We start from the raw sequence: 18974 nt of genomic DNA, 5'->3' as shown, positions 1-18974 counted from the left end.
TTTGTGCTGGACCAGGATCTTGTTCTTGCCTTCGGGCGTGGTGAGGTACCGGCCGTAGTCGCGGACGGTTTCTTCGGAGAACCAACGCAGGAACTCAGCCCCGTACGTCACTTCGCCGCGTGCTTCGGGCAGGGGTTTGCCCATTTCCAGGGTCATCAGCAAAGCGAAGTCCTCAGCCCGTTCAATCACCAAATCGAAGGCCCGGCGCAGGATCTCGGCCCGGACCCGGGGCGCGGTCCGCGCCCAAGAGGCCTGGGCGGCGTCGGCCGCGTCCAACGCGGCGACCGCGTCGGCGCTGGTCGCCGAGGCGAGCGTGGCGAGCACCTCCCCAGTGGCGGGATCGTACACATCGAACGTGCCGCCGTCGGACGCATCCCGCCACTGCCCGCCGATCAACAAGCCAGTGGGCACGGACGCGAGGAGGCTCGTTTCCCGGTCAATCATCAAAGTAGAGTTTTCGGCCACAGAGGGTTCCTTACTATTGCGTAGCTCATGTTGTGTTCCAGGACCCGACGCTGCGTTCATCATCCTGCATTCGTTTCGGCACCCGGCATCAGGCTCCCCAGAACGATGTCCAGCCACGGGACCCGATTTGAGAACCGCCGGATCTTCCCGGGAGCAGCCCAGCGATAAGTGTCATGCTCGTCATTGATCGTTAACCGTCGCCTCTTGCTGACGGCTGTATAGGTATGGACCAGCCACGGATTGCCTTCGTAGTCAGAAATTTGAAGCTGTTCACCGGTCCGGAAGCTGGCGAGATCCCCGAGGGCGAGACCTGCTTCTTCCTTGAGTTCAGCCAGTGCCTGCTGGAGCGGCGAGACGGCTGGTTCGAGGTATCCGGTGATGCAGTGCCCGAGCCCGCGTTCATGACCGACGGACTGGCTGCGCTTGAAGAGGGCAATTCGTCCGCGCCATTGAACCACCACAGCCACCACCGCCCGGGGCGGGCAAACTGCGGTGAAGTCTACTTCCGCGCTCGTCCCTTGCAGTGTTGCGGTACTCATCGGGTGCTCCTGTTGCGGTCGGTTGCCCGGGGTTTGAAGGTTGGTGTGCAAAGGCCGGGGAGGATCCTGGGTGGACCCCTCCCCGACCTTTGCCACCTTGATGGTTAGAGGGTTTGCGCCCCGGGGCTGCGGTCGAGCATTTCCAGCCCTGAAAGACGCCTGCGGCGATGCGTCGCGAGGTAGGTGCCAGCAGCAATGGCCGCACCAATGTAATAGGAGAGGTCACCCATTTGCGGGAAAGCAGCGGCTATCGGTCCGGTATAGATCGAGGACATCCAGAACGGGGAGGAAAGCACGACGCCGGCCGCCCAAGCCACGAAGCCCCATTCGAACTTCCGACTCTTATCGAAAAGTTCGCGCAGCCCACGATCGGTGCGTCGGCCTCCGAACAGGTAATCGCAGACCAGGACGGCGACGTACGGGGCGATGCAGTAGGCAGTCAGGTTAAGGAATGCAGTAAAGCCTTCGTTGAACCCGGTTTGGCCCCACTGTGCCACGAGATACGATGCGGCACAGATGAAGACTACTGCTGTGTGTCGCTTCACGGGGACGCCCATGGTCTGGATGGAAATGGCACCGCCGTAGACATTGAGGAAGTTCTGCGTGAACGAGGACAAAGCGACGACGCCGAGGCCGACGGCGGCCCAAGGGCCCATAAGTTCCTTCAGCGCACCGATGCTGTCCGACGCCGTGGTGGTCGTTCCAAGGAGCGTTCCGAGGATCCCCATCCAGACAAGGGTGACGAAGTTCCCCAGCATGGTAGCCCAGCCGGCGCCGCGCCTGTTCCCGGCTGTATTGGGAAGGTAACGGGAGTAGTCGGACGCAAAGGGCATCCACGCGACGATGAAGGAGAAGAACCAGCCGAAGAAGACGATCCACCCTCCGACGCCGTTAAAGCCCAGGGCTGCGGGGTTGAAGTCGGTCTCGACGCGTCCGTTGGCCGCTGCCACGATGGTGATGAAGACAAACCCGATCACCAGGACAAAGGACAGGATGCGCTGCAGGAAGTGGATCAGGTTGTAGCCAATGACGGCCACTCCAAGCTGGATGCCCATGAGGATCAGTGACGAGAGCCAAAAGGGGATATCGGTGAGCAGGGCGATCGCCTGGCCGCCGAGGATCACTGTAACGGCGGCCCAGCCGATTCCAGCGAAGACATTCACGTAGGCCACCGGGAAGAGGTTGCCGATGAAACCAAGAGGACCGCGCCCCTGCATCTGCTGTGGGACGCCCAGCCGAACACCCATTGCGGACAGGTAGCCCATTCCCGCCGAGGAGGTCACCCCGGCAAGTACGATCGCCAGGGCCGCAGCCCAGAACGGCAGGCCAAAATATGTGGCACTGAACCCCAGGACGACGATGGGGAAGTTCATTCCGGCGGCGAACCAGAGGAAGAACTGGGAACGGGGTTTGCCGTGGCGTTCGACGTCGGGGATGTGCTCGATGCCGTAAGGCTCGATTTTGGTGAGGCTGTCGCGATAACCGCGATCTTCGGCAATGCTGCTTTCTGCAGCGCGAATGGTGTCCGGGCTCATTTTTGTCCTAATGTTGGATGCGCACCTCGGTGCGCTGCTTACGAGCAGTTCGGTCGGCGCGGTTGGTTTCCTGTCGGGGATTGTTGGCCGCGCCGGCCGTCTAAAGTTCGGCGAGTTGAGCGCCGTCGAAAAAGTGCCCGGCCTTGTAGACCATCGGCGCAGTTTCGCTGATTTCCGCGTGGCGGACCCTGCAGATGAAGACCGTGTGGGTCTTGGCTTGGAAACGTTCCTGGATTTCAGCTTCAAGGGAAGCGGCCGAGCCGTCCAACAGAGGACTTCCCTTGGGCCCTTCGTGCCAGTCGAGCTCAGCGAACTTGTCAGGAGCCTTCGAAGCGAAAGTCTTCACAGTGCCCAACTGCTCCGTGCCGAGAATGTTGATGCCCAAATGGCTTGAAGAAAAAAGGGCCGGGTAGGTGCTGGACGTCTTTTGGACACAGACAAGCACCAGCGGTGGTTCCAGGGAGACCGAGCAGTAGGAGTTGGCTGCCAGGCCCTTTGGGGTCTCCCCTTCCTTTGTGGTCACGACCGTAACTCCTGTAATGAACTGGCGGTTGAAAGCCTTCATCAGCGATGGGTCCAATTCGGCAAACTCGTCGCCATCCGGAACAATCGGGGCTGCAATCCCGCGCAGCGGCCGGATTCCAAGGCCGGCGAGCAGTTCGCTGCCGTCCCACGTCACGGTTTCGTTGAGTATTTTGCCGTCCTGAAGGATCAGGATGTTTGAGCCACGGGTCTGCACAGTCAGACCAGTGGCCGGTACGCCGAGGTATTCATGGGTGTGGGTGCCGGTGGAGGTCCAGAAAACGGCGACTGTGCCGTCCCCTTCGACGACGTCATCGACAGTAGTGCGCAGGTCCGGGAAGGCCTCCCGAACGGCGGCGATCTCCGACTTGAGGCCGGCGAGGTCGACAGTTGCGCCTGTCGCCTTACTGGTGCGGGTATAACCGGGAGATACGAGGCTGTCCAAAGCATCAAGGTCTCCCTTGTCCCAAGCGGCGAGCCAAGCTGACGTGATAAGCGGTTCGAGCGTCTGTTGCATACCAATGACCGTAAGACAGGTCACATGCCAACGTCAATAGGCCAACGCAAAATTGGCAAATTCCTTGTAATGCCGGGCTTTATTAAAAGTTCGCGACCTACTGTTGACTCCGCTGATGCATGCAACATAGTCTTTCATGTATGCAAGAGAACCTGGAAGTAGAGAATGCGCTGGCTGACCGCGACGCCCTCCTTGATCGGATCCGCAGACTGGTACTGGGAGGGGATTTTCCTCCGGGCGCAGTTCTTCCCGAAGCATTCCTGGCCCAGGAGTTCGACGTGAGCCGGACCCCTATCCGCGAAGCACTAAAGCAGCTGCAGCATGAAGGTCTGGTTGAGATCCGGCCCAAGGTGGGCACTTTCGTGCGTGAGCCCACGCGCAGGGAGATCATCGAGCTCTTCCAGCTCAAGGAGTCCCTGGAGGGACTCGCTGCATCCCTGCTCGCCGGACGCGGAGAGGTCAAGGAGCTCTCAATACTGCGGCGGAACCTGGAAGAGTCCGAAATGACTTCCCTGACCCATGACACCGACACCTATGCCCGGCTGGTCCATGAGTTTCACTGGACGATCGTGCGCGGCTCGGACAACCGAAAGCTTATTGAGCACTACGAGCGGCTCATGAACCAGCTCGCGTACCAACGCCTTGTTCTGCGCACGGTTGAACACCCGGGGAGGCTCGAAGCCTCCACGCGTGAACATCGGGCTGTGTTGGACATGATCGAGCACAAGGACCCCTTCGGGGCCGAATCCGCCATGAGGAACCATGTTCACGCCTCATCCAGGGAGGCCCTCACCGAACCGGTTCCGGGCCGCCGGAGCTGAAGCAACCACAACGAAAGGAAGCCATGCGCTTCACCATTACTGGAAAGAGCCGACAATGAACGACCAACGACTCGGCATCCGCAAGATTGTCTACTACAGCGAGGAAATCCTGCTCGAAAACGGTGCCTCTCCTGCCATTCCAGCGGTTCGCGCAACAGCTGCTGCCGTAGTCACCAACCCATGGCTGGGCGGCGACGCGAGCGATGACCTCGGCAAGGAAGTAGTACAGCTCGCTCCGGTGCTTGCACGAAAACTGACCGACGTCCTCGCTACCAACCTCGGCGGCGTGGACGCCATCGAGGCGTTCGGCAAGGCCGCACTGGTCGGCATCGACGGCGAAATTGAACACGGCGCCGCACTTATCCACACACCGTTCTTTGGCAACCTGGTCCGTGAAAGCTTCGATGGCGAATCCATCATTTGCTTCGCAGACGATCGTGCAGAGGCAGGGACCTCGCTCGTGGTACCCCTCTGGCATAAGAACGCCGCCGCCACCCGCACCCATTACCAGAGCATCACCACACGCATCGGTGACGCCCCGCGCCCAGACGAGATCGTCGTCGTCCTCGGCGCCTCAACCGGGCCCAGGCCGCATTCCCGCATTGGTGACCGCCGCACTGATCCCATCGTCAAAGCAGACACCCTAGGAGAACTTGTTTCATGAGCATTCGCAAAATTGTCACCCTGACTGAAGACGTCCTGACTGAAGGAGGCCGGGGAGTCAGCCCGACCGCAAGGGTCGCGGTTGTCGCAGCCATCATTAAGAACCCGTGGGCAGGTCAAGGGTTTGTTGAGGACCTTTCCGCCGGTATCGATGGCAATGCATCGGACATCGGGGCCCTCCTCGCTCCCCGCGTGCTTGAAGCGCTCGGCTCCCCCGCCGAAGCATATGGCAAAGCTGCGATCGTGGGACTGAACGGTGAAATCGAGCACGGTTCCGGCCTCATCCACACCCTCGCGTTCGGAAACCACTTCCGTGACGCTGCCAACGCCACCACCCTCTTGCCGGCCGTGGAAAAGCGTGGCCCTGCTGGTGTTGTCTTCGATATTCCCCTCAAGCACATCACTGATGCGACCATCCGGTCCCACCACCAAAGCATCGAAGTCCGGATTAACGATGCGCCGCACGCCGATGAAATCGTGATTGCCCTCGCAGCAGCAGCCCAGGGACGGCCCCAGCAGCGCCTGGCCGCCTTCAGCACCGAAGCCAACTAAGGAGATTGCCCAGTGAGCCGCGCCCGCATCGCACTCATTCACGGAGTCGGCCTTGACGGGTCGATGTGGGGGCCGCTCCGTGAATTCCTCGAACCTGAATTCGACACTCAAGTGATTGAACTCCTCGGCCACGGAAGCCGGGGGCAGGCCGCACCGGAAGGAGTGACGCTCGCCCAACTCGCCGCGGATGTCGCGGGACACCTCGAACCCGACACCCACCTCGTGGGGTTCTCGCTCGGTGCCCTCGTCGCCCAGCATCTGGCCCGTTACCGGCCCGATCTTGTGGCCTCCCTGGTTTCGGTCGGATCTGTATGTAACCGGACACCGCACGAGCACGCCGCAGTGATGACGCGGTTGGCCTCAGCTGCCGCCGATTTTCCCGCCACCGTGGAAGCATCTATCCTCCGCTGGTATCCGGAAGGATCCTCCGTGACGCCCGAATTGGTCGAGGCAACCAGAAAGGTCCTGCTTCGCAACGATCCCCAGTCCTTCCTGGCCTGCTATCGGGTATTCGCAACTGCGGATGCCGAAATTGCCCCCGAGCTTCCCCGGATTAACGTTCCGTCCCTTGCTGTGACGGGCGAGCTGGACCGGGGATCAACGCCCGAGATGAGTGCACGGCTGGCTGCGGCCATCCCTGGCTGCACATACTCCATCATCAGCGGGGCACGCCACATGATGCCCGTTGAGCGTCCCCAAGAGCTCGCCAACGAGCTGACCGCCTTCATCAAGGAGCATTCGAATGTCCACTGAACGCCGCTACGAACACTTCATTAACGGCGAGTGGGTTGCGCCATCCAATGGGGACTACTTCGACAGCAGCAACCCTGCAACCCTCGACGTCCTGTACCGCGCAGCACGCGGCAACGAAGCCGATGTCTCCAAGGCCGTTTCAGCAGCATCTGCGGCTTTCGAGAACCCGGCCTGGCGGGACCTGAGCCAGACCAAGCGCGGACACCTCCTCCGCCGGCTCGGCGATTTGATCGGCGAGCACGGTGACGAACTCGCCCAAATGGAATCCCTTGACAACGGTAAGCTCCTGCGCGAAATGCGGGCCCAGCTCGCCGCGATGCCCGAGTACTACTACTATTACGCAGGCCTGGCGGACAAGATCCAAGGCGACACCATACCTGGGTCAAGCCGCGCCATGCTGAACTACACGCTGCGCGAACCCCTCGGCGTCGTGGGTGCCATTACACCGTGGAACTCGCCGCTGACACTGACTACGAGCAAGCTCGCCCCCGCGCTGGCGACCGGCAACACCATCGTCATCAAGCCCTCCGAATACACCTCAGCCACCGTCCTGCGCCTGGCGGCGCTGGCTGATGAAGCCGGTTTCCCGCCCGGCGTCATCAACGTCGTTACTGGATTCGGCGCAGAGGCCGGAGCCGCGCTGGTGGAGGATCGCCGCCTGGCAAAGATCTCTTTCACAGGCAGCACCGCCACAGGCGCCCGCATTGCTTCCTCAACCGCATCCCGATTCATCGGCTCAACGCTGGAGCTGGGCGGCAAATCCCCGAACATTGTTTTCGGCGATGCCGACATTGCCAACGCCTCCATGGGCGTAGTAGCTGGCATATTCGCTGCCGCCGGCCAGACCTGCATTGCAGGAAGTCGCGTGTTCGCCCACAAATCCATCTACGACGAATTGCTCGAACGCGTTGCCAACCGCGCCCGCAGCATCGTCATTGGCGATCCCCTGCTTGACGCCACTGAACTGGGACCGTTGGCATTCCAGGACCAACGTGACAAGGTGGCCAGTTACGTGGATCTCGGTGTCTCTGAAGGGGCTACTGTCCTGACCGGCGGGGGCCGACCCGACACCGGCCTCGGCGGCTACTTCTTCGAGCCAACCGTCCTTACCGACGTGAACAACTCCATGCGTGTGGTTCGGGAGGAAATTTTTGGCCCGGTCGCAGCGATCATGCCCTTTGAAACCGAGGACGAAGTACTTCGCCTTGCCAACGACACCACGTACGGACTCGCCGCCGGCGTCTGGACCACCAACCTGGCCAGGGCACACCGGATGGCCAGCCGTCTGGAGGCAGGAACGATCTGGGTCAACACCTACCGCACCATGTCTCCCCAATCACCACGCGAAGGTTTCAAGACCAGCGGCGTGGGCGTGGAACACGGCATGGAAAGCATCCGTGAATACACCAGGGTCAAGAGCGTCTGGATCAACACCGACGAATCCCCCATCGCCGACCCCTTCATCATGAGGAGCTGACAATCTTGCCTCTTATCGAAGTCTCAATCGCCCGGGGCAGGACCCCCGAGCAGCTCCGATCGCTCATTGACGAGCTCCACCGCGCCGCCGAGATCTCTGTGGGCGCGTTGCCCGAAAATACCACGGTCATCATCCGCGAAATCCAGCACGAACACTGGTCCCGCGGCAATCAGACCATTGCCGAACGCAATGCAGCAGCCCAGGAAGCTGCCCCAAACATCGATTCGCCGGCACACGCCGCCGCAGAACGAAGGAGTCACTAATGCGGTTTTCCCTCTTCGTCCATATGGAGCGCTGGGACGAGTCCGTCTCCCACCGCGAATGCTTCGAGAACCTGACGGAGCTGGCCCTTCTCGCGGAAGCTGGAGGATTCAGCACCGTCTGGATCGGTGAACACCACTCCATGGAGTACACCATCTCCCCCAGCCCCATGCCCCAGCTCGCCTATCTGGCGGCGCGGACCTCACGCATCCGGCTGGGCGCCGGGACCATTATTGCGCCCTTCTGGAACCCACTCCGCGTGGCGGGAGAGACGGCACTTCTGGATGTCATCAGCAACGGCAGGATGGAAGTAGGGCTCGCCCGCGGCGCCTACCAGTTCGAGTTCGACCGCCTCATGGGAGGCATGTCCGCCGTGGACGGCGGCAAGCACCTTCGCGAAATCGTTCCCGCCGTGCGCGCACTCTGGGAAGGTGACTACGCACACGACGGCGAGATCTGGCAGTTCCCCACATCCACCAGCGTCCCCAAGCCCATACAGAAGCCGACCCCGCCCATGTGGATCGCTGCCCGCGACATCTCCTCGCATGAATTCGCAGTCGCGAACGGCTGCAACGTCATGGTGACCCCGCTGATGAAGGGCGACGAGGAAGTCGATGACCTCGCACGCAAGTTTGATACCGCCGTCGAAAACAACCCGGGTGTCCCCCGGCCGGACCTTATGGTGCTCCGCCACACGCATGTCCACTCAGCGGACGAACCTGAGGGTTGGCGCCGCCCGGCCGAGGCCATCAACAAGTTCTACAGGACGTTCGACGCCTGGTTTGGGAACAAGAACACTCCGACCAACGGCTTCCTCGAGCCCAGCCCCGAAGAGAAGTTCGCCGACCGTCCGGAGTTCACGCCGGAGTCCCTCCACCAAACGGCAATGATCGGGACCCCTGAAGAAGTGATCGAACGGCTCCGCCACTACGAGGCACTGGGCGTTACGGAGTTCAGCATCTGGTCCGACAACAGCCTTTCCCATGAGGAAAAGAAGCGCTCACTCGAACTCTTTATCGAGCACGTTGTACCGGCTTTCCAGGAGGCCCCGGCAACTGCGGCCAGATAGCGGCGCCTTCCGTCCGCACCCTGTAGGGCTAGTTCCAGCTGGTGAGATCCCGTTCCACCGTTACTCCATAGGGAACATCAGAGCTCAGGTTCACCGTGTACATGTCAGGCTCGTGGCGGGTGACAATAATGCCCTGCCATCCTTCTGCCACCGAGTGGTCGCGGGCCATCTCTACAGCCGTGTCGATACTGTCGGCGATTTCTGTCGTGGATTGGCCTGTGATGTGGAAGTAGCGACCGGTCTCAATCGTGATGATCATTGGACTCCTGCTTTGTTCTCTTTGTGTCGACTTTGATTGGTAGTCGTTGGGCACGCCACGCAAGGACGGGCCTGGGCATTCGCGCCCTGGCCCGTCCTTTATTAGTCGGTTTAGATTTCAGTGGGCTGGACCGGGGCTGCTTTCTGCCTGGCTGCCCGTGTGTCGTCCGCCTTTGGCGGCAGAACGTTAGTGGGTTCGCCCGGCTGACCCTCGCGGTCGTGGAGACGCATTTCGGGTGGTTCTTTGCGGAATCCTTTGGTGAGGAAGGCGAGGTAGAGCACGCCCAGGCCGATCCAGCAGACGCCGATGGTGATGGCGATGGGACTGAGCTGGGTTAGAAGGTAGATGTCGACGGCAGCCCCGAGTATTGGTAGGACGATGAAGCCAATGATCGAAAGGTCTTTTCCTTGCCGACGGCTTCGGATGAAGTAGGCGACGACGCAGAGGTTCACGGTGGTGAATGCCAGGAAGGCGCCGAAGTTGATGAAGGACGTTGCGACCTCCAAGGAGATGTTCAGAGCCAGCATGGCCACGGCACCAACGAGGACCAGATTGAAGATAGGCGTCCTGGTTCGGGGGTGAAGGCGCCCGAAGAGCCGGCGGGGCAGGACTCCGTCGCGGCCCATGACGTAGAGGAGCCGGCTGGTGCTGGCCTGGATGGCGAGCCCCGACGCGAACCCGCCGACGATAAACAGCATGTTGGTGATGTTGGCGTAGAACTGCCCTCCGACGAGAACCTGCATCGCATATGCCGCAGTGGCTGCTTCTTCAAAGTCCCCGCCGGGATGAACGAGCTGCATGATGTAGGAGACAACGGCAAAAAGTACTCCTCCGACGAGGACTGTCAGGAGGATAGCCCGCGGAATATTGCGCTCGGCGTCTTTGGTTTCTTCGCTGAGTGTGCTGACGGCGTCGAATCCCAGGAAGGCGTAGGCAGCGATGGCCGCAGCCGCGGCGACGCCGCCTACCGTCGTCGCACTATTCCAGAAGGGGTCCGTGAACGAGGACGGCGGGTTTCCACCGAGGTAGGCCAGGCAGTAGGCGATGAAGATCCCGATGAGGGTAACCACCAGGAGGGTCAGCGTCTTATTGACACGGTCGGTGAGCACGATGCCCGTGACGTTGATGATCGTTGTCAGTCCTGCATTCAAGGCGAGCCAGGCCCAAACGGGGATGTCGGGAAACTGTGCTGCGAGGTAGAACGATTGGAAGAGCCAGGCCACGGTGGGAAGGAAGAGGTAGTCCAGGAGGACCGCCCACCCGACGAGGAAGCCGACGCGGGAATCGAGTAGTCGGCGCGCATACACGTAGGCCGAACCTGAGTTCGGAAAGATCTTTGCCATTTTTGCGTAGCTGAGGGCCGTCAGCAGCATGGCGGCAGTGGCGAGGGCGAATGCTGTCGGGGCTGTTCCGTCGCTGGTGGAGGAGATCACACCGAAGATCGTCATGACGATGCCCGGCGCCATATAGGCCAAGCCGAACACGACCACCGATAGCAGGGATAGTTTGGGGGTGAGTTTGATGTTCTCAGCGGACATGGGAGGTTCCTTGGGCTGGGGCAGTGCTGAGGTTGGTCAGGTTTGATGGGGAGTTGGTTTGCCGCCAGAGGCGGGGATCCAGCTGACCCGCGTAGAGCGGCAACGGAATGCTGTCATCATTTTCCGCGAATTGGTCCCAGGGGCGGGTGACGCCCGCAGTGCCATACTGACGTACATTTCCTACTTGGTCCAGGTCGATCACATCCACCAGGGTGGCGTCTTCAGGCCCGGTCGCAGAGATCCGCACGCGGCCTTCAGGGTCAACCAGAAAACTGCGTCCAACCCCGTGCGGACCGGCCGCGTTAACACTGGCAACGAAATTTTGGTTGACGATTGCGTTGGCTTGCCCGATGACCACTTCCTGCACGCGGTCATTGGTCGGGGTCTGGACAACGTTAAGGACGAGTTCCGCGCCCATCCACGCCAGATGCCTGCTGTGCTCGGGGAACCATGCGTCGTAGCAAATGGATAGACCGACTCGGCCGTAGCCAGTCATATCGAAGACTACGAAGTCTTGGCCGGAAGAAACGGTCTCGTACGGTTTCCAGGGAAAGATCTTCCGATACGCGGCTACAGCTTTTCCTTGCGGGGAGTACACGACGGCGGTGTTGTAGATGCGCCCATCCGGGCCACGTTCAAGCACGCTGCCCGGCAAAAGCCAGATCCCGAGATCTCCGGCAAGCTCAGAAAGAGTACGCCCGCGTGGGCCATCGAGAGGTTCGGCCGAGGCTTCCATAAAGGCCTGCCGGTCCGCAGGGCCCGGAGAATCTGCAGTGTTCAAGTGCAGCTCCGGGTAAACGAAAAGGTCGGCGACCGCATGTGCTTTGACCTTCCGCTCGAGACCAGCAGCAAAATCAGTCAACGTCTCGGCAGGTGATTGCACAAGAGCCAGAGGGAGAAGTCGAGTCATGACAGGGAGGTTTCCTTGCGTATAGCGAGTTTCTTAAATAAAGATTAATTAAAGATTAATTAAGGAACCTGGGTGTGTCAAGGCTCACCTTGAGCGCGGTGTGAAAGCATTGAGATCATGGCAAGACCACGGAACCAGACAGAACGCAGGGATCAACTCGTAGCAGCGGCTGGGCGAGTCCTCCTGGACAGGGGCTCATCAGCGGCCCGCCTTTCCGACATTGCAAACGAAGCCGGTGTCACCCCAGCTGCAGTGCTGTATTACTACCGCGACGTTGACGAGCTCTTCAGCGAAGTCTTCCACCAAGGCGTTACGGAGTACTGTGACCGGAGGGAGGCTCGCATCCAAGCTGAGAGCGGACCTGAAGCGCAGCTCAGGGCCTGCATCCATTCCGGCGTCCCTTGGCCAGGGGAAAGCGAAACAGCATCCCGGATCCTCGTGGAACTGATCCCGGTTTATCTGCGCAACGAAGCAGCCGCCCGACAGCAGATGGCGTTCGTGGAGCGCCAAACGAACCTCTACAAGGGGATCCTGGAACGAGGCGCGCAGGAGGATACTTTCACCCTGTCGGCCCACGCCGGATTCCTGGCCCGGAGCTTCGTAGCCCTCGAGGACGGCCTTGTAATGGACGTGCTCCTCGGTGACCTGACACCGGACGACGAGTACGAGTTTCTGATCAGCTACGCGAGGACCATGGTGAAAACCAAGACAAGGGAGTGAGGTCCCTTCTATGTTCGAGTGGCCGGATACAGGTCCGATGTGAAACGTGAAAGGTTGTTCAGGCACTCCCCTATCGCAGGTGCGGCGAAATGCAGCGGATTCCACACGCCGAAGAGCGTGAACACCAGATCCTTTCCGCGATGAGTCATGGGCATGGCATGCACTCCAAAGCCCGGATCATCCGAGAGCACACAGATGCCTTTGCCTGCGGCCGCTAGCGCTTGGCCGACCCGGGCGGAGCGTACTTCAAATTCGGCTTTATACGTGAGACTTTCGGCGCTAACAGCATCATCGAACATTGTTCGGACACCAAAATCGGTTGTCATGGTTATGAGCGGCCATTGCACGAGTTCCTGGAGGCTGATTTTCTCCCGCCCGGCGAGTGGGTGTTCGGCGTTGCACTGCGCCCAAAGGAACGCCCTCCCCACTACAACTGATTCAAGCTCGGATGGCGGTGGCTTTGTTCCCAGCGCAAAGTCAGCCTTACCTTCCTGCAACGCATCGTAGACAAACTCAGGGGTTGCCTCGACAACATTGGTAAGGACTCCATCTGGCCCCTGCGAAACAATGAAGGGGGCGATGATGTCGGCGATGGTGGCAGAGGCTGCCGCTATCGTCAGCCGTTGCACTGATCCCCCGGCCATTGCACGTGCGGATGATTTGGCTTGGGCGGCGCGAGTGACCAGATCCTTGGCGATGGGCAGAAATGCAGTGCCCGCAGCGGTCAGTGACAATTTTGCTGCTGATCTATCGAAGAGGGTCAGCCCGAGGTCCTTCTCCAACGAACGAAGCTGCCGGGATAAAGATGGTTGGGCCACCATCAAAGAGCGTGACGCAGCATTGATGGATCCTTCATCAACGATGCTCAGGAAATATGTCAGGTGCCTTAGGTCCACCTATGCCTCCAAGGTATTGGTTCTACCCATCATAGGCATTTCCCAGGCATAGTGTCGCCTAGTTAGACTCGTCACAATTCCCCCCTTCTTCAAGGAGTCTCTCTTGGCACTCTCATTTCCAACCCCGGCTCGGACCGTCTTCGCTACGGCCGCCACAGTCGTTCTCGCTTTAGGCTCAGCAGGCTGCACTCCCTCTCCGGATGCACCTTCAAAGCCGGATGTGTTCACGGTCGCCGCGTCTGCTGCCATAACCACATGGGATCCCGTGCGTTCCTTTTCAACCGAGGCGCTATACCTGGGAAACATCTATGAGCCCTTGCTATGGAAGAACCCGGAAGGCTCCGCCGAAGAATTCAAGCCGGCCATCGCCGAGTCCTGGAGCGCCAGCGAGGACGGAAAGGCATGGACCTTTAAGATCCGTTCAGGCGCAACTTTCCACGACGGCGAGCCCATCAATGCTGCAGCGGTCAAGGCCAGCATTGATGCCGCCAGGGAGCKGGCAGCAGCATCCTTCATCTGGGCGCCGGTAGAGAGCATTGAAACCCCTGACGACTCAACTGTCGCTATCAATCTTAAATACGCTGCCCCGATGGACCTCGTAGCTTCCTCCACCTATGGCGCCTGGATCGTTTCCCCCAAAGCCCTGGCGGCATCGGCCAAGGACGAGAAGTACTTTGATGCCGGAATTGACGCGGGCTCCGGACCGTACACCATCGACTCCTACAAACCCGGCTCTGAGGTCGTGCTGAAAAGGTTCGATGCCCACTGGAACAAAGAAGAGGCCCCGCATTTCGACGTTGTGGACATCTCCATCACTCCGGATGCGGTAACGGCCCAGCAAATGTTGACCGCAGGAGAGGTCGATTATGCGACCAGCATCCCCGTGGAAAACGCCAAGACGCTGGCTAACGATCCGAAGTTCACGGTGAAAGACTTCAACTCACCCTTCAACTTCCTGGCCATGTTTAACACCAGCCGTGCACCGCTGAATGACCCGGAGGTCCGCCGCGCGCTCAGCTACGCAATTCCGTACAAGGAGATCATCGACGTCGGAGGGCAGGGCTACGGTACGCAGTCCCACGGCCCTGCTCCCAAGGGCATATTCCCCTACAGCGAGGATGTCCCGCAGTACTCCCAAGACTTGGAAAAGGCCAAGCAACTGTTGGCCTCAGCTGGTCATGCCGACGGCCTGAAGCTCACTCTTAGCTATGCCTCCGAAAACCCTGCGGAAGCCCGCTTTGTGCCACTGATCAAGGATGCGTTCGCCAAGATCGGTGTGGAAGTCGACGTCAAGGCCCAGTTGTTCAATCAGCAGTGGGATGCCGCCAAGGCCGATCCCGCAACAGCTCAGGACATTTTTGTGTTGTACTACTGGCCGACCTACAGCGACGCCGGCAGTGACAACCTCACCACAATGTTCCATTCCAGCGAAAAGCCATCCTTCAACTTGAGCTACTGGAAATCCCCCGAATACGACGCATTGGTGGATAAGGCGGCAACACTGACAGGAACGGACAGGTCTGCAGCCCAGGACCTCTATGAGGAAGCCATGCAGCTCCTCTATAAGGAAGCACCTGCGGCGTTCCTCTACGATGCCCGCGCAGTCTCCGTAGTTCCCACTGGACTGAACATTTCCCAGTTCAACGAAAATTATCCCTTCACAGTGTTCTTTGCATCCATCAAACCCTCTGCCTAGCTGTCCCTTCAGAGACGCGGCCCGGGCTCGTTGAACCGGGCCGCGTCTCCCCTGTCCTGACCTTCATTCCATCACCAAGATAAGGAGAACCATGTTGCGCTTCGTCCTCAGACGGCTCATCACATCGGTGCTGGTTCTCGCCGTGCTCACAGCGATCGTCTTCGTACTATCCCGTATCGTTCCCAGCGACCCTGCCGTCATTTATGCCGGTCCAAAGGCCCCACCGGCCGAGCTTGACCGGGTCCGCCAAGAGCTGGGTTTTGATCGTCCCATATTCATTCAGTACTTCGAATACTTGAGGAACCTGGTCACCGGTGACTGGGGGCATTCTCTTGCCACAAAACGCCCCGTATTGGACGAGCTGTTCACCCGCCTTCCGGCCACATTGGAACTCATCGGGTTTGCCATAGTCCTGGCTGTTATGGCGGGGATCATCCTTGGCGTGGTGGCCTCCCGCCGCCCCGGCGGATTCCTCGACGGAGCAATCCGTTTCCTCTCTATCGGAGGGATTTCAGTGCCGGCCTTCTGGCTCGGACTGCTCCTTCAACTCCTGTTCGTTGGGGGGCTGGGAATACTTCCAGCAACGGGGCAATTCAGCAACTCCATCAAATACTCCAACCCCATTAGTCACGTGACCGGTCTTCCCCTGTTAGACAGCATGATCACCGGCAACGGCGTGGCCTTCACCGACGGGTTGCAGCACATGATCCTGCCGGCCCTCACCCTGGCCGCATACCCTCTCGGACTCGTTGCACGAATGACAAGGGCCGCCATGCTCGATGTCATGAACCAGGATTACATCTTCACCGCCCGGGCCTACGGTCTAAGGGAGTCCGCCATCCGGTGGCGCCTCGCCCTGAAAAATGCTCTGCCACCCGTCCTGTCCATCGCCGGAATGGCTGCAGCCTACGCCCTGACCGGAACCTTCTTCGTCGAAGCTGTCTTCAACTGGCCAGGGATCGGGCAGTTCGCTACATCCTCCATGCTTGCAGTGGACTACCCGGCCATCATGGCAATTACACTCATGGGCGCCACAGCCTACCTGCTGGCCAACCTTCTGGTGGACATCCTGCAATCCCGAATCGACCCCAGAGTGAGCATGTCATGAGCCCCACCACCCAAATCGCCGCCCCTAGCCTTTCCGGAACGACCGGAGAACAACGAACCCTCACACCGATCAAGCTACTCAAACAGACGCTGGGCCGTGACCGTTTGGCCGCCGTCGGCGCCATGATCATTATCCTTCTCGTAATCCTGGCTGTTTTCGGGCAATGGCTGGCACCTTTCCCTGATCAGGGAATGGGTGCGACCAATGCCTCCGCCCGAAACCTCGCCCCCAACGCCTTAAACTGGCTAGGCACCGATCAACTCGGTCGTGACGTTCTCAGCCGCATCATCATGGGCGCGAACCCGGCGCTCACCATATCTTCCGTCGTTGTCGCGGCCGCTGCCCTCATCGGCATTCCCCTCGGCGCTGTCGCCGGGTATTGCGGTGGCTGGCTTGACGAAGCCTTGATGCGTGTGACCGAGATCTTCCAGGCCTTCCCGCCTCTGCTCCTGGCGATGGTGACCGTTGCGATTCTTGGGCCCAGCCTGACCAACGCCGGCATCGCCTTGGCCATCAGCTGGTGGCCCTGGTATGCGCGCCTTGTGCGAGCGGAAGCAAAATCCCTTCGGGAACGCTCCTACGTCGAAGCAGCCCGCGCCATGGGCATTCCGCAACTGCTCATCATCAGCCGCCACATACTTCGCAACTGCATGACGCCCATCCTCGTCCAAGCAACCGTTGACATCGGTACTGTGATCCTGGCCGCCGGATCCCTGGCATTCATCGGTCTTGGAACTCAGCCGCCCTTGCCCGACTGGGGCCTGATGGTCGCCGAAGGACGAGGACTTATATTCAGCTCCTGGTGGATAGCCACCTTTCCGGGGCTGGCCATCTTTGTGGCCGTCCTGGGATTCAACCTCCTCGGAGATTCGCTGCGCGACCTCCTTGACCCCAGGCAGGTAAAGCGATGACACATGTACTTAGCATCCGCGACCTAAACGTCGAATTCACCGACCGGGGGAAGGTTAGCAACCGCCCCGTCCGCGGTATCGACCTTGATGTTTCCGCGGGTGAAATCCTCGGCCTGGTAGGTGAAACGGGCTGCGGTAAGTCCCTCACAGGACTTGCAGCCTTGGGGATCCTTCCCCGCGGTGCACGGCGCACGGGGCAAGTGAGCATCAGCAATGATCCCTTACACGCCTCCTCGGAACCAGGCGGGCCAGTGGCCATCGTGTTCCAAAACCCCGGAACTGCCTTCAACCCCGTCTTCACGCTTGGCCGCCAACTCAGCGATGTCCTGAGCCGGCACCGACAGATCTCAAGGCCCAAAGGCAAAGTTGAAATCATACGACACCTGAGCCTGGTCGGCCTTCCCGACCCCGAACGTGTCTACCGCAGTTATCCGCATCAATTGTCCGGCGGGATGCTGCAGCGGGCCATGATTGCCATGGCTCTGCTGCGCCAGCCCCGGCTGTTGATACTGGATGAGCCGACGACGGCCCTGGACGTCACTGTCGCCCGGCAAATTTTGGTCCTGATTGACGAACTCCGGCACAAGTTTGGGTTCGGTGTGCTGCTCATCAGCCATAACCTTGGCATCATTCGCGATGTATGTGACCGGGTGGCGGTCCTCTACGCCGGCAGGGTGATCGAAACCGGAACTGTGGAAGCCGTCATGAACAACCCACGCCACCCATACACCCGCGGCCTCCTGGGCGCCCTCCCAGCAGGGCGAACACACGGCCAGCGACTGAATGCCATCCCTGGAACAGTGCCGGGAAACCTCCTCTCCCTCACCGGGTGCGCCTTCAGAAACCGTTGCTTGCATGCAGTCACCGACTGCTCCCTCACCGACCCGCTCCTCACCGAGACAGGACCACACCAGGCAGTCGCCTGCCTCCAGGAAGCCGAACTATGACCAACGTTCTCACCCTCGAAAACATCGTCAAAACGTTCCCGCACCATAGAAGAGTCTTCACCGCAGTCGACGACGTCTCCCTCAACATCCAGGAAGGCACCGTCTACGGCCTGGTCGGAGAATCCGGCTCTGGCAAAAGTACCCTGGCCCGCTGTGCCATGCAGTTAATGCGGTCAACATCCGGGCGGGCCATCTTTGAAGGACAAGACCTCGGCATGCTCGCACCCAAGGCACTGCGCACTGTCCGTTCGCGAATGGGAATAGTACTGCAGAATCCCGTGGCGGCCTTGAACCCACGCATGACCATCGGGGCTTCAGTGGCAGAGCCACTACGGACCCACACTTCCCTGAAGGGGCAGAGGCTCCAAGCAAGAGTAAACAATCTGCTTGACGAGGTCGGGCTGGGAGCCGAACACGCACACAGGCTCCCACACCAACTCTCCGGAGGACAATGCCAACGCGTCGGCATAGCACGCGCTCTGGCCACCTCGCCCCGTCTCCTGATCCTGGATGAACCCACCAGCGCCCTTGATGTTTCCGTCCAGGCCCAAATTTTGAACCTGCTCCAGGACCTGCAGCAACAAAAAGGGTTGACGTATCTGCTGATCTCTCACGATCTTGACGTCGTCCGTTACCTTAGCGATGACGTTGCGGTCATGAAGACCGGAAAGATCGTAGAAAGCGGACCAGCCGAGCGGATCTTCACCAACCCACAGCACGACTACACTCGCAAACTCCTCGAGGCGGCCCCAGGGCATGGCCAACCGGAGATTGCAAACACCCACACCCTTAACACGCAAGGCAGCGACTAGAAC

Annotated in this window: 21 protein-coding genes; 13 read left to right on the top strand and 8 right to left on the bottom strand. The window is 60.1% G+C overall.

The genetic code is table 11. From position 1 onward, the window contains the following. From AB4Y87_RS15070 to AB4Y87_RS15055, 4 genes are all read right to left on the bottom strand, one after another. Window positions 1-444 (bottom strand): aldehyde dehydrogenase family protein (locus tag AB4Y87_RS15070; protein WP_442005141.1); only part of this gene is annotated, 444 nt, incomplete at its 3' end. Between the two features lie 80 nt (window positions 445-524). Then, a complete protein-coding gene (locus tag AB4Y87_RS15065; RefSeq protein ID WP_442005134.1) occupies window positions 525-1004 on the bottom strand; it encodes an NUDIX domain-containing protein in 480 nt (159 codons plus the stop codon). Window positions 1005-1108: 104 nt separating this feature from the next. Then, window positions 1109-2539, bottom strand: coding sequence for a purine-cytosine permease family protein (locus tag AB4Y87_RS15060; protein ID WP_442005133.1), 1431 nt, complete (start codon window positions 2537-2539; stop codon window positions 1109-1111). A gap of 100 nt (window positions 2540-2639) precedes the next feature. Next, window positions 2640-3578 (bottom strand): flavin reductase, encoded by a 939-nt coding sequence (locus AB4Y87_RS15055; RefSeq protein WP_442005132.1) that lies wholly within the window; start codon window positions 3576-3578, stop codon window positions 2640-2642. 140 nt (window positions 3579-3718) lie between these two features. On the opposite strand from AB4Y87_RS15055, the gene AB4Y87_RS15050 reads away from it, so the two are divergent. The 7 genes from AB4Y87_RS15050 to AB4Y87_RS15020 are packed head-to-tail and all read left to right on the top strand — an operon-like array spanning window position 3719 to window position 9174. Continuing rightward, window positions 3719-4399 carry a GntR family transcriptional regulator gene (locus AB4Y87_RS15050; protein WP_442005131.1) on the top strand — a complete coding sequence of 227 codons (681 nt, stop codon included), beginning with the start codon at window positions 3719-3721 and terminating at the stop codon, window positions 4397-4399. Between the two features lie 55 nt (window positions 4400-4454). Then, window positions 4455-5063: an amino acid synthesis family protein gene (locus AB4Y87_RS15045; protein ID WP_442005130.1), complete on the top strand. Its 609-nt coding sequence runs from the start codon at window positions 4455-4457 to the stop codon at window positions 5061-5063. Beyond that, window positions 5060-5614, top strand: a complete 555-nt coding sequence (locus AB4Y87_RS15040; protein WP_442005129.1) for an amino acid synthesis family protein — start codon at window positions 5060-5062, stop codon at window positions 5612-5614. The genes AB4Y87_RS15045 and AB4Y87_RS15040 overlap by 4 nt, the downstream gene beginning before the upstream one ends. 12 nt (window positions 5615-5626) lie before the next feature. Further along, window positions 5627-6367 carry an alpha/beta fold hydrolase gene (locus AB4Y87_RS15035; protein WP_442005128.1) on the top strand — a complete coding sequence of 247 codons (741 nt, stop codon included), beginning with the start codon at window positions 5627-5629 and terminating at the stop codon, window positions 6365-6367. Beyond that, window positions 6357-7844 carry an aldehyde dehydrogenase gene (locus AB4Y87_RS15030; protein WP_442005127.1) on the top strand — a complete coding sequence of 496 codons (1488 nt, stop codon included), beginning with the start codon at window positions 6357-6359 and terminating at the stop codon, window positions 7842-7844. The genes AB4Y87_RS15035 and AB4Y87_RS15030 overlap by 11 nt, the downstream gene beginning before the upstream one ends. A gap of 5 nt (window positions 7845-7849) precedes the next feature. Next, window positions 7850-8107 (top strand): tautomerase family protein, encoded by a 258-nt coding sequence (locus tag AB4Y87_RS15025; protein ID WP_442005126.1) that lies wholly within the window; start codon window positions 7850-7852, stop codon window positions 8105-8107. Beyond that, complete coding sequence (locus AB4Y87_RS15020; RefSeq protein ID WP_442005125.1) at window positions 8107-9174, top strand: LLM class flavin-dependent oxidoreductase; 1068 nt, start codon at window positions 8107-8109, stop codon at window positions 9172-9174. The genes AB4Y87_RS15025 and AB4Y87_RS15020 overlap by 1 nt, the downstream gene beginning before the upstream one ends. 28 nt (window positions 9175-9202) lie before the next feature. Here the strand turns inward: AB4Y87_RS15020 and AB4Y87_RS15015 are convergent, their stop codons facing one another. From AB4Y87_RS15015 to AB4Y87_RS15005, 3 genes are all read right to left on the bottom strand, one after another. Continuing rightward, window positions 9203-9433 carry a hypothetical protein gene (locus AB4Y87_RS15015; RefSeq protein WP_442005124.1) on the bottom strand — a complete coding sequence of 77 codons (231 nt, stop codon included), beginning with the start codon at window positions 9431-9433 and terminating at the stop codon, window positions 9203-9205. A gap of 110 nt (window positions 9434-9543) precedes the next feature. After that, on the bottom strand, window positions 9544-10971 hold the full coding sequence (locus AB4Y87_RS15010; protein ID WP_442005123.1) for an APC family permease: 1428 nt from the start codon (window positions 10969-10971) through the stop codon (window positions 9544-9546). Next, complete coding sequence (locus AB4Y87_RS15005; RefSeq protein WP_442005122.1) at window positions 10961-11881, bottom strand: carbon-nitrogen hydrolase family protein; 921 nt, start codon at window positions 11879-11881, stop codon at window positions 10961-10963. The genes AB4Y87_RS15010 and AB4Y87_RS15005 overlap by 11 nt, the downstream gene beginning before the upstream one ends. Window positions 11882-11998: 117 nt before the next feature. Here AB4Y87_RS15005 and AB4Y87_RS15000 point away from each other — a divergent pair, with 117 nt between their 5' ends. Next, window positions 11999-12601: a TetR/AcrR family transcriptional regulator gene (locus AB4Y87_RS15000; RefSeq protein ID WP_442005121.1), complete on the top strand. Its 603-nt coding sequence runs from the start codon at window positions 11999-12001 to the stop codon at window positions 12599-12601. An 8-nt stretch (window positions 12602-12609) separates the two neighbouring features. Here AB4Y87_RS15000 and AB4Y87_RS14995 read toward each other — a convergent pair whose 3' ends face one another. Then, on the bottom strand, window positions 12610-13497 hold the full coding sequence (locus tag AB4Y87_RS14995; RefSeq protein WP_442005120.1) for a LysR substrate-binding domain-containing protein: 888 nt from the start codon (window positions 13495-13497) through the stop codon (window positions 12610-12612). A 103-nt stretch (window positions 13498-13600) separates the two neighbouring features. Between AB4Y87_RS14995 and AB4Y87_RS14990 the strand changes: the two genes are divergently transcribed. The 5 genes from AB4Y87_RS14990 (at window position 13601) to AB4Y87_RS14970 (ending at window position 18971) form a co-directional block, all read left to right on the top strand. Continuing rightward, complete coding sequence (locus AB4Y87_RS14990; RefSeq protein WP_442005119.1) at window positions 13601-15193, top strand: ABC transporter substrate-binding protein; 1593 nt, start codon at window positions 13601-13603, stop codon at window positions 15191-15193. 91 nt (window positions 15194-15284) lie between these two features. Continuing rightward, window positions 15285-16301, top strand: coding sequence for an ABC transporter permease (locus AB4Y87_RS14985; RefSeq protein ID WP_442005118.1), 1017 nt, complete (start codon window positions 15285-15287; stop codon window positions 16299-16301). After that, entirely contained in the window at window positions 16298-17212 is a 915-nt protein-coding gene (locus AB4Y87_RS14980; protein ID WP_442005117.1) for an ABC transporter permease, read from the top strand. The genes AB4Y87_RS14985 and AB4Y87_RS14980 overlap by 4 nt, the downstream gene beginning before the upstream one ends. Beyond that, window positions 17209-18159, top strand: a complete 951-nt coding sequence (locus tag AB4Y87_RS14975; RefSeq protein WP_442005116.1) for an ABC transporter ATP-binding protein — start codon at window positions 17209-17211, stop codon at window positions 18157-18159. The genes AB4Y87_RS14980 and AB4Y87_RS14975 overlap by 4 nt, the downstream gene beginning before the upstream one ends. Then, window positions 18156-18971: an ABC transporter ATP-binding protein gene (locus AB4Y87_RS14970; protein WP_442005115.1), complete on the top strand. Its 816-nt coding sequence runs from the start codon at window positions 18156-18158 to the stop codon at window positions 18969-18971. The genes AB4Y87_RS14975 and AB4Y87_RS14970 overlap by 4 nt, the downstream gene beginning before the upstream one ends. Window positions 18972-18974: the final 3 nt, after the last annotated feature.

The organism is Paenarthrobacter sp. RAF54_2, assembly GCF_052113945.1.
Lineage (GTDB): Bacteria > Actinomycetota > Actinomycetes > Actinomycetales > Micrococcaceae > Arthrobacter.
The sequence above is the reverse complement of the archived record's forward strand: the minus strand, read 5'-3'. Positions and strand labels throughout refer to the sequence as shown.